Source organism: Deinococcus sp. QL22 (assembly GCF_023370075.1).
Classification (GTDB): Bacteria; Deinococcota; Deinococci; order Deinococcales; family Deinococcaceae; genus Deinococcus.
The window spans coordinates 437,025-449,078 of record NZ_CP097151.1 but is presented as its reverse complement, the minus strand read 5'-3'; the positions used below and the strand labels follow the sequence as shown (position 1 = coordinate 449,078).

The window sequence follows — 12,054 nt, the reverse complement described above, 5'->3', positions numbered from 1 at the left end:
ACCGTGGGCCGTCTCGATCCTCAACTGCGGCACGGCCGCTTGGTTGCCCTCTGGGTGAGTCAAGTCACTGGTCTTGAACCCGGATGTCGATGTTCAGGCAGGCAGGTCACCCCACCACTTCCCTGGGAGGAAAAAACATGAATGTACAAGGCAGCGTAGTCATCATCACTGGAGCTTCGATGGGCATCGGCGAGGCCACCGCACGCGCTTTTGCAGGGGCAGGCGCGAAACTCGTTCTTGCCGCCCGGTCTGCCGACAAATTGGCCGCCGTCGCCCAGAGTCTGCCCAGCGGGGCCGAGACACTGATCGTTCCAACCGACATGACTGATCCCGTGCAGGTCAAAGCCCTCATCGAGAAAGCCCATGAGCGTTTTGGGCGGATTGACATCCTGATCAACAATGCCGGGCAATCGGCGATTGGTCCAGTCTCCACCATTGATCCTGAGGTCTACCGCCAGATCATTGAACTCAACATATTCGGGCCGCTCCACGCCCTTCAGGCCGTCGTCCCGAAAATGAGGGCGCAGGGTGGGGGCGTGATCATCAACATCAGTTCGAGCGTGAGCAAAATGGCGATTCCGGGCATTGGCGCGTATGCCTCCACCAAATACGCCCTGAACGGGCTGAGCCTCACGGCCCGCGCTGAGCTGGCAGCCGACAACATCCGGGTCGTGCTGTTCCATCCGGGTCAGACCATCACCAACTTTGGCAAAAATGCCCTGCGCCCGGCGGATATGGGCAACTGGCGTCCCGGCGGCAATCAGCCGATGCCGGCACCCGACTCGGCAGAAGCGGTGGCCCACACCATTTTGGAAGCCGCCCGCACCGAACCCGCCGAACTGGAGATGCCGCGGAGCTGAGGCTTTGACGCGATGGAACTGGACGATCCGGGAGCTTGACGTGCAGCAAAGCCGGGCAGCGAAACGCGGCTGGACTTATGCCCTTTCAGCTGTCATGAGTTCAGCCGCCTCAGCGCAAGGATGTTGTCCTTGATGGTGCCGACCTGACCGTCGGGGCTGGACGTTTCAGTCACTTCGCGTTCCGGGGTTCCCACAAAAACAGTCTCCCACTGGTCAAGGTTCAGGCCAACCGTGCCAAGCGCTTCCTGGGCGCTGGGGTACTGAACCTCCGAGTCTTTTACCCAGGAAGGGGCCGAGGCGTGCTCGATCACCAGCAGCAGGCCGCCGACAGCGACGGCGTCAGCAGCTTGCCGCAGCACCAGGTCGCGGGGAAATGCCACTGGGGACTGCAGATAGAGCGCGTACACCAGATCAAACTGCCCCACTGGGAAGCTTTTTTCCAGATCGTGCTGTTCAAAGCGGGTGCGTGTGCTGACGCCCGCATCGGCGGCGTGCTGTGCAGCGCGTTCCAGGGCGGTGGCCGAGATATCGGCGCCAGTGACCTGCCAGCCCCGCTGGGCCATCCAGACGGCGCTGTTGCCCTCGCTACAACCGAGATCCAGAGCGCTCCCCGGCGTCAGCGGTTCCGCCCACCGTGCCAGGATGGCGTTGGGCCGCCCCGTCCAGGGCCGTGGGTTGTTCTGATAGCGCTCCTCTCAGTACTGCTGGGCAGTGGATGAATGGGATGGGTCATCTGTTCGCTGATTCATTTTGGTTTCTCCGGGCTGATGTGCCGAGGTGGTGGACAGGGCAACGCAGCTTCGATCAGGTTCTCAGGGGAACGCTGCTGGGCGCTGCGGCCTGCACTGGGGCTGGAATGACCTGCTCCAGCTTCGAGAGGGGCCCGAAGATCAGGGATTGGTGCAGCGAGACGCCCGCCCAGACCCCATCGGCGGCAGCCAGAGAAGCGTTCCCACCCCGCGCCGTCAGATCGCCCGCCGCGTAGACGCCCGGCACGCTGGTCTGTTTGGTCGCGTCGGTGTGCAGCAGTTGCCCCTGCGGGCCTTCCTCGGAGGCGCATCCCAGTTGCTCGGCCAGGTCACTCGCCGGACGGATGCGCGAGGCCACGAACAGGGCGTCCAGTGGAAAGAAGCGACCATCGGCCAAGCGAACGCCGTCTAAACCCGGAGCCTCGCCTTCCAGCCCGACCACCGTTTCAGGCTCTACCTCAATCCCACGTTCGGCGAATTTTGCCAGCATCGTCGCGTCCGGCAGCGGCTGCCCATTCAGGAAAAAGGTCACGCGGCCCCAGTCTGAAATCAGGAGCGCCTGGTGGGTGGAGTGCGGCAGGGCGCTCAGCACGCCCAGGCGTTTGCCCCGCACCTCGTAGCCGTGGCAGTACGGGCAGTGCAACACCGTTTGCCCCCAGCGCTCGGCCACGCCGGGGGTCTCCGGCAGCAAGTCTATGACGCCGTAAGCCAGCAGCAGTTTCTGAGCGTGCAGGGTGTCGCCCGACGCAAGCGTGATGCTGAAGTGGTCTCCTTCCCGCCGCGCCTGTGTTGCCGGAGTAGCTATAAAGGTCACGTTGGGATACGCGGCCAGATCAGCGCGGGCCTGGGCAATCATCGCGCGTGGAGTCTGACCATCCTGACCAAAAAAGCCGTGTGAGTGGGTGGCAAAGCGGTTGCGGGGCTGGCCGCCGTCGAGAACACAGATGGGGCGGCCACTGCGGGCGATCTGCACTGCGCCGGACAGTCCAGCGTAGCTGCCGCCAATGATCAGGGCGTCATAGAGCATGATTGGTCTCCTGTGGAGCGCAAAGCGCCTGTTGAGACTGCGCCTGCTGAAATCGGAACTGGAAGTCGCTCGCCAGGGCTGTCAGGGTCAGGGTCTGGAGCCGCGAGGTCATCAGCGCCTCGGCCTGCTGCAAGGTGTCGTCCAGCGCGGCATTGACCGCCTGTTCGACCAGACAGGTCGGGCGTTCGGAGCGGTTGCCGATAGCAAAGAGCGTGGGGGAACCCAGCGCCAGGTACACGTCGAGCAGGGTCGTGTGGGCCGGATCACAGGCCAGCCGCCAGCCGCCTCCGTGCCCCTTTTCAGAGGAAACGAGTCCCGCGCCCCGCAGCCCGGCCATCGTGCGGCGGACGACCACCGGGTTGCTGTTCAGGGCGGTGGCAAGGCGATCAGAGGGAATGGCCTGTTGGGCCTCCATCAGATGAAGGAGCAGATGAAGCACACTGGAAAGTCGGCTGTCGAGACTCATGACACCTGCACTGTTACATGATGGGGCGGCGCTGTCAAGCCGATCAACAGGAGTGTGAAGGAAAACTGGCTCTGGTCAGATCCCAGATTCCCTCTGAACCACTCCTGAGACAGACCAGGATTCGCCGTCCCCGTCGCTGAGATGACCGCGCTCCTCAGTCAGAGCCGAGCGCCGTCCTGCCGCCTAGGTCAGCCGCCCCAGCCACTCGATCAGGAGCGCCTGTTCCGCCTCACTGAGGGGAGACGGGACGCTTGGCAACAGGGCAACGAGAGAAACGGCGTGGGCCGCTGCTTGCTGCCGGGCAGAACTGGAACTGCCAGAAGTAGGTTCTGAATCCACCTCAGGGACGAGTACGGCCTTGAGTACCGCCTCGCGCATCTGTTCAGAGAGCCCGTGGTCTTGTTCTGTACTGCCCAGCAAACTCAGCGTCACTCCTTTGCAGGCTGCATGGAACATGGCGGCGGCGCGGTCTACGCTCACGCCGAGCCGGCCCACCTCCGCTACGCGCTGCATCAGACTCCGCAGCATGGCGGCTCCCTCCAGGGCAGCAGGCGACGCCGCGCTGAGCTCGGGCGTGCGGTGCATCGCCGTGTACAGGTGCGGGTGCGTCAGACCGAACTCCAGGTGCAGGTTCCAGCCCGCCCGCAACTCTTCTACCGGGTCGCTCAGGCTGGCCCGCGCCCCCTTGACCTGCAGGTATGCCGTGAACCCGGCTACGGCCACAGCGTCCAGCAGGCCCTGCATATCGCCGAAATGGCGGTAGATGGTCGGGGGCTGAACATCAGCGGCGGCGCTGACCGCACGGGTGGACACGGCTTCTACGCCCCCAGCCTCCAGCAGCTTGAGGGCCGCCTGAAGAATGCGTTCCTGAGGGAGAGAAACGGCATCTGTGGTCACGTATCAACGATAGCAGATTGGCGTTATCAGCTTGACTTAGCGGTGATTACCAGTCTATGTTATCACTGTGAACACGGCGGCCCCCCAGCGCGGCCAGCACTTTCACACGACTGAAGCCTACCGGGGAGGCCGCTCTGCTCCCCGCGGGGCGTCGATCCGCTGATCGCCTGGACGGTTCTTGAGGCACACAGCAGGAGCACAGGCGTTGCCCAGCCCTGCATGGGCCGCCTGACCGCCAACAACTTGCTTCGACGATGCTGGCGAAAGCGTCGAGCCTGCTTTAAGGAGACGAATTATGATGCTGATTACAGGGGCCACCGGACAGATGGGCACATTGATCATCCAGAGCTTGCTCAAAAAGATTCCGGTCGACCAGGTGGCCGGGTTAGCGCGCGACGAGGACAAAGCCGCCCCATTGAAAGTACAGGGCATCGACATTCGGATCGGTGACTATGATGATTCAGCCGCACTCGAGAGAGCGATGCAGGGCGTCGAGAAGGTGCTGCTGATCGCTGGGACAGATGAGCACAAACGGGTTCAGCAGCACCAGAATGTCGTGGACGCTGCGAAAAAGGCGGGAGTCCGGTGTATCGCCTATACCAGCCGGGATCTGAAGAACCGGGACACCCTGGTCAATCAGCTCATGCTGGGTCACTTTCAGACAGAAGACCTGATCAAAGAGAGCGGACTGAACTACATCATCTTCCGCAACATCCTGTACATGGACTTTATTGCGGGTGTCGTGGGCGAAAACGTTGTTGAGACAGGCATTCACCTCCCCGCCGGTGAGGGCAGAGTCGCCTACGCCCTTCGCAGCGAGCTGGCCGAGGCGATGGCCCGTGCGCTCGTAGACAGCGATTGGAACAACAGGACATACCACTTCACGGGCAGTCAGTCTTATTCCTTCGCGGACGTCGCCTCGGCTTTGACCCAACTGTCAGGCCAGGAGGTTCGTTACACTGCTACAGAAAAATCAGTGTTCGGGGCGCAGCTCACGGGGCGCGGCGTGCCGGCCTTTCTGGCAGAGAGGATCGCTGGCTTCCTGACCGATATCAAAAACGGCCAGGAAGACCACGTGAGCACCGACCTGGCGCATTTCCTGGGGCGCACGCCAGCGTCACTCACAGAAGGTCTGAAAGTGCTGTTCAAGCTCTAGAACGCGCGCTCCGCAGAGGCCACGTCACGGGGAGGGGAGAGCGTCGCCGCTGCTCATGCAAAAATTGACCGTCATCATCTTTGTCTTCCCCCAAGCTGAGTGGCGAGGGTTCCGTAGCAGAGGAGTGCACCATGAAGGCAGTCCAATTTGATCAGTACGGCGACCTTGACGTGCTCTATCTCGGCGAGCTTCCAGCGCCAAGCGCTGGTGCGGGCCAGGTCGCCGTGGATGTTCGCGCGGCGGGCATCAACAGGGGCGGGTCCTCCATTCGCAGCGGCGCGCTGAAGGCAAGGTTTCCGCTGACCTTTCCGTCTGGCCAGGGCTGGGACGCTGCGGGGGTCGTCTCGGCTCTTGGCCCAGGCGTGGACAGCGTGGCTGTGGGTGACCAGGTGGCGTGCTGGGGCCCCCAACATGCCAGTCAGGCCGAACAGGTCGCGCTGAGTGCTGGACAGGTGGTTCGCCGGCCGCCTGCCGTGCCCTGGGAGGTGGCCGGCCCGTTGTACCTCGTGGGCACGACCGCCTACGCCGCCGTTCAGGCGGGTGACACCGTGGCCGTCTCGGCAGCAGCAGGCAGCGTGGTGGTGCAGGTGCTGCGGCGACTCGGAGCGCATGTAATCGGGATTGCCTCGGAAGCCAATCACGCCTGGCTGCGCTCCGTGGGGGCCACACCCGTCCTGCATGGCAAGGGCCTGGAAGGGCGGCTGCGTGAGACTGCGCCGCAGGGCATGGACGCATTTATCAACTGTTTCGGTGACGGCTACTGCCAGTTGGCCGTCGACCTGGGGATCAGTCCGCAGCGCATCAACACCGTTGCTGACTTTGCAGCAGCCCAGAAGCTTGGGGTCAAGGCCGAGGCCAGTGCTCAGGCGAGCAGCTCGCCCACCGTGTCTGAGATCGCCGAGATGGTGGCGAGCGGGGAGGTCGTGATTCCCGTGCCTGCGTCCTCTCCGCTGGCACCGGTGTGTGAGGCCTACCCCGAGTGAGAAAAACGGCACACCCACGGCAAAATTGTGCTGATTCCCTGAGCACCAAGCCGAGACAGGTCGCGTCACTGCGGCGCTAAAGGAAGCCTCCAGCCAGTGACCACCATTCGCTTGACCCGGTCCCTTAGAGCAATGTGCAGGGTTGCTGTGCTGCTGAGGCGAGTGCGGCCAGCGCCCGAGCTGGCTATTGGGGCAGCAGGCCGGTACTGGCCTGACCCGTGAAGGACTTGACCCACGTCCAGGGCAGGTAGACGTAGCCCTGATCGCCCCAGCAGTCGCCCCAGGAGTTCTTCACGATGAAGTACCCGAAGTCGTCGGCCACAGGCTGATTCGGCAGTTTCTTCTGCAGGTTCTGGCTGGAAATAAAGCCCGTGACGGTCATGACGTGATTCAGTTCCCAGTCCGCCTGTCCGTTGGGCAAAGTCGTTTTGGTCTGGGCGGCGACAAAGCCGTTGGCATCCGGCGTCATATTGGCCATAGACGGAGCGGCGTTCGCGGTGGGCTTCATGTACCGGGCGTCCATGGTGAGGGTGGTGGGGTGGCCCAGCACCGAGCGCAGCAGCAAGATCACCATGCTCTGATCCAGGTCGGCTTGGTTCCAGAAGTCGGTTGGCGATCCCATGCGGTAGCCGCTGCCTGCTCCGGTGTCGGGCAGCCTTCTCATCATGTACAGCTTGCCGCCCACCAGCGTGACGTACCAGTCGCTCTGGTCGGTGGTATTGGAGCAGGGGCCGTAATTGACGCTGCCGTCCTGATAGCTGTTGCACGACTGGGTGTAGGTCTGTGTACTTCTATTGTCTATGCGGCTGAGGCTCTTGTTGTATTGCCACTGCGATTCGTAGGCGAAGGTGTAACCCGCCGCACTCGCCTTCTGAGCAATGCCGATGGGATCGCCTCCCTCTCCAAACCGCCGGGGTGCCCATTCCAGGAAGCGGTGGCCCGCGTAATCCTCCTCGGACAGGTTGACCGCCTTGTGATCACGCCGCGCGATTTCGGCCTCCAGGACGGCCACGGTGGCAAAAGCCCAGCAGGTGCCGCGCTGCCCCTGATCCTTAACGGTGGTGGTCAGATTCTTCAGCGGCCAGTCGAAGTTCTGGGCGATGCCCCCGGCGGCGGGCGGCTTGCAGGCTCCCTTTTGGGTGCGGTCAAGCTGGTCTTTCGCGCCTGTCTCCAAGCTGGCCGGATCCAGCAAGAAGACGAGGTTCAGGATCTCGGCTCCGTACTCGCGGATCACGTCGCTGGCCCGCCTGTTCAGGACGATCAGGCGTTCGGCGCTGTAATTCCTGACCTCCGCCGGGGCGGGCAGACCAAACTGCTGGACACTGTTGTTCAGTTTCCTGAGTGTGATGTCCAGATCGGTATACAGCGTGCTGTAGAGGCTGTATTGGTTGGCCTGACTGGGAAAAGTGCGGGCGTGATTGGCCAGGACGGCCTTGCCGAAGGTATTGCCCATCAGCACGACGCTCTTGCCACCGCTGGCCGTCGGCACACTCGCCAGATGGTCGCCGTCGGCATTGATGGCGTCTGCCGGGGAAGGCTGGAGGATGGTGCTGAACTGCGGGTGCGTGTTGATGTAGGCGCGGGCGTCGGCGTCGTCCTGGGCGTCCTGCCGCTCCTGAATGGCCTGTTCGTCGGCAAGATTCTGGGCCGTGACGATTTTGCCGCCGTTCCTGACCGCCTCCATGAACTTCGCGGGCGTCACCATGTCGCTGCCCGCAGGCGCGTCCCCGCCGAATTCCGGCTGTGCACTGAAGAAGGCAGCCTGCGCCGGGTCGCCACCGGGTGGAGGAGTGCCGCCCCCGCCGGATGATCCGCAGGCGGCCAGCGTGAGGGTAAGCAGGAGCAAAAGGGGATTCAGCTTGGACATGAGCAGTGTGGACATGAGGGTCTCCCTGCGGATCGGCGGGCTGGGATCAGCCGTGAGGGGGCGGGGGTACGGCAGGATGGAGCGGGTGTAGTCCGATGCCAGAGGCGCGTCACCGAGAGGCGCGGCACTTTTTGGGCAGACCTCCAGCGCCCGCGTGCTGTCGTCGGGCCAGTGTCCCGCAGTGCCGCTGGCCTGAACGGTGCCGCAGGGCCGGCTCAGTCGATGCGAACTGGTTCCGGCATGGACTGCCAGAGCTTCCTGACCATGCTTCTCCTGTCCCTGTGGCTCATTGCCGCTGAAGAGGGCAGGGACGGCCTTCTTCCCGGTAAGGCGGGGTGGGTGAACGCGGAACCGACCTTTCTGCGGTGGGGCCGCTCGTCTGGCCCTCTCCGTTCCCCTAGACTGAAGCGCCCCCGGTTACGTGGCGGTCAGGAAAAGGGGCGATTGCGCCGTTTGGTGGCTGTCATTCGGCGCTCTGCTTCCCCACATCACACGAGTTCGGGTACCAAGCAGGAGGCCGAATCAGTTGTGCGCACCACCGCTCCGAGCCCACGCCGGGCCTGCCCCAGAGTCAATGTCGGCGCGGTGACGGCGGGAAGCTGAACGCTTGGTGTGGGCCGTGGCGACGGTCTACCATAGGCAGGATGAACAGGACTCCGCCACACCCCCCGGGCCTCTGGCCCGGCGCCGGTCTGTGTCTGCAGCCCGTGGCCTGTACGGATGGACGGGTTTCCTCCGGGTCAGGGTGACGCTGTGTCCCGAGACGTTCAGCAAGGGTGCGAATGAGCGAGCCGCTTGAAGCACTGGCGCTTCGGCTCCGCGCCCTCACGGCGCGCCGAACTGGCCTGGCCGTCTGCGTGTGGGGGGAAGCGGGCATCGGCAAGAGCCACGCCGTTCACGCACTGCTGCGGGCCACCCCCTGCCGCAGCCTCAGCGTTTCGGCCCGCCTGACCGGGGCGGCTTGGATTCAGGTCTTGGTGCAGGCCGAGCCGCGCCCCCTCCCCTTGCCCACCTGGGCGGCCCAGGTACTGGCGCGGCTTCAGGCTGGAGCAGGGGTAGACGCGGCCACCAGTCTCAAGACCCTCGGCGCAGTGCTGGCTGGACTGGCCCCTTTTGTGCTGCACCTCGAAGATCTGCACGAGGCTGACCCACACGGGCGTGAACAGGCAGCGGCGCTGGCTCAGCTGGTGGGGCGCACGCGGGGCGTCGGCCTGCTGGCCACCAGCCGCACCCCGCCTCTGGAGGAGTTTGAAGGCGTTCAACTCCGGCCCCTTCTTCCGCTGGCTGCTGCGCGGTTGCTGGAAGCCGAAGCAGGCTCCGCCCTGCCTGAACCGGCGCTCGCGTGGATCTTTGAGCGGGCGGCGGGAAATCCCCTTTTTTCCCTGGAATACTTCCGCCTGTTGGCGCGCCAAGGTCACCTGTGGAACAACACCCAGCGCTGGCACTGGCGGCCCCCTCTGCCGGAAGTCATGCCGCTGACGGTCGAGGCGGTCATAGAACAACTCCTGTTTGCGGCGGCCCATGTGCCTGCGGTGCCGCCTGCCCTCAACACCGCTGCTCTGCTGGGCGAGCCGCTCACTGACGAGGTGTGGGCCGAAGTCGCGGGGCTGTCGGCTGCCGAACTTGCACAGGCAAAAGCAGCCCTGGAAAGCGTGAGGGTATGGTCGGGGCAACGGTTTTCGCACCCGCTGTACCGTGAGGTGGCCCTGCGCCGCCTGGTGGCTCCGGAGCGGCAAGGGCTGGCCCGCCGGGCCTTGGTGGCCCTGCACGGCGATCCACAGCGGACGGCGGCCCTCGTCGAAAGCGCTGATCTGGCCCCCGCCGAGGCTCTGGCCTGGTGTATGCGCGCCGCCGCTGCCGCCGAGAACACGGGTCAGGCGGCCCGCTTGACGGCGCAGGCGACGCAGTACGCCCAGGGAGCGCAGCGGGCGGCCCTGGCTCAGGCGGCGGCCCGTGGACTGCGGGATGTCGACCCGGCTTCCGCGCTCCAGTTGGCCGAAATCGCCTGTGCGGCGGTGCCTCAGGATGCCGGCATGCTCTGGTTCTGGGCGGAACTCCTGGCTGAACAGGGCCGCCTGGCGGAGGCCGAACGGGTGATGGAGCGGCTGCCTGCTGTGCAGCGCACCGGCACAGGTGGAGCGGGCCACCTGATTCGCCTGCGTGCCTCTGCGCGGGACACCACGGGCGTCCTGACGCTCTGGCACACAACCCCAGAGCTGCACACCGATCCTGAACCCAAGCTGGCCTGTGCAGTGGCTTTTGCGTTGGCCGTGCAGGGCGAACCCCGCGCCGCTTCCCTGCTGGCCCTCCAGACCCTCGGGCACCCGAAACTTGAGGCGGCGACGCGCTGCGAGTTGATCAATGTGTTGGGCGTCGCGTGTTACGCCGTCAACGATTTTGTGGGTGCAGCCGAACACCACCGCCGCGCCGTGCTGGCAGCGCAGGAGGTCGGCAATGTCCGGTTGGAGGCCCTGTTTCTCTCTAACCGTGCCCTGGCCCTGGGGGAGTTGGGCCGCCACCACGAGCGCATGCTGGATTTGGAAGCCAGTTTGCGGCTGCACGCCGCGTCCGGACACCTGCTGGCGTTCAGCCGTACCCAGGTCGCGGTGGCCGATGCCTACCTCGATCTGGCGCAGTACGAGCAGGCCGAAGAAGTGCTGCTGGAATGCCGCGCCGCGCTCTCGCGGCTGCCGGCCTCCGATCACCTGATCGAGTGTGAATACCGCCTGAGTGTGCTGTACCGCCACTGGGCACCGCCACACGGCGGGCTGCTGTCGGTCAAGCACGCGCAGGCGGCGCTGGCCTATGCCCGTTCGTTGGCCAACCCGCGCAAAGAGGCCTGGAGCCTGGCCTACGCGTCGCTGGCAGAGGCGGGAATGGGCCGCGCCCAGCAGGCGGAAGCGCTGGCCACAGAAGCGTTGGCCCTGGGGCAGCGCCTGGGGTCGCCCGGCGTGCTGGGCATGGCCCGCTTTGCTCAGGCCCACGCTCTGGAAGCCGCTGGCGCACGCGGGGCCGCTTTGCAGGCCTTCGAACAGCTGGAAGCCGACCTGAACGCGCAGGGCATCACCGACGCCGCGCAGGAAGTGGGACTGGAAGCCGACCGGGTGGCGGGACGGGCAGACCGGGCCGCCGAACGGGTGGCCTGGTTCCGGCAGCACGAAATGCTCAATTTGGCGAGCGTGGCAGGCCGCTATTTTCCAGGGCTCCAGCGGCAGCCCGCCGACCCGCCTGAGTCCGGCGCGGTACAGCGGTCAGATGGACTGGGGTTAGATGGGCTGCAATCGGAGGGACTGCGGTTAGAGGTACTGGGGCCGATGCGCTGCGGCCCGCCGGGTCAGGTGACGCCCGTGAAAGGCCGCAAACGCCGCGAACTCCTCGCCGCGCTCCTTGACGCCCGATTGCGGGGCCGGCCCGACCTCGCCCGCACCGATCTCCTCGACCTGCTGTATCCCACCACCGATGAGCTTCAGGCCGCCGCCGCCCTGCGGGAACTGGTACACACCACCCGAACTGCGTTGGGCAGCGGCGTCATTCAGACCACCTCATCGGGCTACGCCCTGGGCAATGTCGCGTCCGATGCGCACGCTTTCTTGACAGGCGCGGGCACCCAGCTGTGGCGCGGGGTCTACCTTCAGGACGCGGCCCCCGAACGCCAGGACGAGACGGTTGCCGAGGCGCTGTGCCTGGCCCTGCGTGCCCGGATCGAGGCAGCCCTGCCCACCGACCCGCACGAAGCGGCCCGAAGCGCCCGCCTGTTGCTGGAGGCCGAGCCTTACGACCTCGCGGCGCTGCGCCTGACCTTGCAGGCGTTGCGGGCCTCGGGCAACCACCGCAGTCTGGGCCGGGTGTACGCCGAGGCCTGTGCCCGCCTGCGTGACGTGGGCGAGCGCTTGCCCCCACGCTGGGCTGACTTCTTGGCGCAGCCCATTTGAAGGCGGCCCCCACACCCAGGCCCGCTGGTCAGACAGGATCGGCACAATCTGGCGTTTTCCTGATCGGCGCGTAACTGGGCTGGGCGCACTGTACAGAACAGGGAGGTTGCCTGCGGG

8 protein-coding genes and 1 pseudogene are annotated in these 12,054 nt (G+C 65.1%); 4 read left to right on the top strand and 5 right to left on the bottom strand.

The window, feature by feature from the left end:
* Nucleotides 1–137 precede the first annotated feature (137 nt).
* On the top strand, nucleotides 138–860 hold the full coding sequence (locus tag M1R55_RS21530) for an SDR family oxidoreductase (protein ID WP_249395007.1): 723 nt from the start codon (nucleotides 138–140) through the stop codon (nucleotides 858–860).
* A gap of 92 nt (nucleotides 861–952) precedes the next feature.
* Here the strand turns inward: M1R55_RS21530 and M1R55_RS21525 are convergent.
* The 4 genes and pseudogenes from M1R55_RS21525 to M1R55_RS21510 all read right to left on the bottom strand — a co-directional run.
* Nucleotides 953–1,537 (bottom strand): annotated as a pseudogene (locus M1R55_RS21525) (class I SAM-dependent methyltransferase); the annotation flags it as partial.
* A 127-nt stretch (nucleotides 1,538–1,664) separates the two neighbouring features.
* On the bottom strand, nucleotides 1,665–2,636 hold the full coding sequence (locus tag M1R55_RS21520) for an NAD(P)/FAD-dependent oxidoreductase (RefSeq protein ID WP_249395006.1): 972 nt from the start codon (nucleotides 2,634–2,636) through the stop codon (nucleotides 1,665–1,667).
* Nucleotides 2,626–3,102 (bottom strand): Rrf2 family transcriptional regulator, encoded by a 477-nt coding sequence (locus M1R55_RS21515; protein ID WP_249395005.1) that lies wholly within the window; start codon nucleotides 3,100–3,102, stop codon nucleotides 2,626–2,628. Before M1R55_RS21515 ends, M1R55_RS21520 begins: the two co-directional genes overlap by 11 nt.
* Before the next feature lie 183 nt (nucleotides 3,103–3,285).
* Nucleotides 3,286–3,999, bottom strand: coding sequence for a TetR/AcrR family transcriptional regulator (locus M1R55_RS21510; protein WP_249395004.1), 714 nt, complete (start codon nucleotides 3,997–3,999; stop codon nucleotides 3,286–3,288).
* Nucleotides 4,000–4,294: 295 nt separating this feature from the next.
* On the opposite strand from M1R55_RS21510, the gene M1R55_RS21505 reads away from it, so the two are divergent.
* Nucleotides 4,295–5,155, top strand: a complete 861-nt coding sequence (locus tag M1R55_RS21505; RefSeq protein WP_249395003.1) for an SDR family oxidoreductase — start codon at nucleotides 4,295–4,297, stop codon at nucleotides 5,153–5,155.
* A gap of 131 nt (nucleotides 5,156–5,286) precedes the next feature.
* Nucleotides 5,287–6,138, top strand: coding sequence for an NADP-dependent oxidoreductase (locus M1R55_RS21500; protein ID WP_249395002.1), 852 nt, complete (start codon nucleotides 5,287–5,289; stop codon nucleotides 6,136–6,138).
* A 184-nt stretch (nucleotides 6,139–6,322) separates the two neighbouring features.
* Here M1R55_RS21500 and M1R55_RS21495 read toward each other — a convergent pair whose 3' ends face one another.
* A complete protein-coding gene (locus tag M1R55_RS21495) occupies nucleotides 6,323–8,020 on the bottom strand; it encodes a C1 family peptidase (RefSeq protein ID WP_249395001.1) in 1,698 nt (565 codons plus the stop codon).
* Nucleotides 8,021–8,787: 767 nt separating this feature from the next.
* On the opposite strand from M1R55_RS21495, the gene M1R55_RS21490 reads away from it, so the two are divergent.
* The gene (locus tag M1R55_RS21490; protein ID WP_249395000.1) at nucleotides 8,788–11,937 is read left to right on the top strand and encodes an AAA family ATPase; all 3,150 of its coding nucleotides are present in this window, start codon (nucleotides 8,788–8,790) and stop codon (nucleotides 11,935–11,937) included.
* Nucleotides 11,938–12,054 lie beyond the last annotated feature (117 nt).

What these genes read in the sequence shown, in the direction of transcription:
- M1R55_RS21515 (WP_249395005.1), bottom strand. Translation starts at nt 3,102, where the DNA reads ATGAGTCTCGACAGCCGACTTTCCAGTGTGCTTCATCTGCTCCTTCAT.
- M1R55_RS21520 (WP_249395006.1), bottom strand. Translation starts at nt 2,636, where the DNA reads ATGCTCTATGACGCCCTGATCATTGGCGGCAGCTACGCTGGACTGTCC.
- M1R55_RS21530 (WP_249395007.1), top strand. Translation starts at nt 138, where the DNA reads ATGAATGTACAAGGCAGCGTAGTCATCATCACTGGAGCTTCGATGGGC.
- M1R55_RS21505 (WP_249395003.1), top strand. Translation starts at nt 4,295, where the DNA reads ATGATGCTGATTACAGGGGCCACCGGACAGATGGGCACATTGATCATC.
- M1R55_RS21500 (WP_249395002.1), top strand. Translation starts at nt 5,287, where the DNA reads ATGAAGGCAGTCCAATTTGATCAGTACGGCGACCTTGACGTGCTCTAT.
- M1R55_RS21495 (WP_249395001.1), bottom strand. Translation starts at nt 8,020, where the DNA reads ATGTCCACACTGCTCATGTCCAAGCTGAATCCCCTTTTGCTCCTGCTT.
- M1R55_RS21490 (WP_249395000.1), top strand. Translation starts at nt 8,788, where the DNA reads ATGAGCGAGCCGCTTGAAGCACTGGCGCTTCGGCTCCGCGCCCTCACG.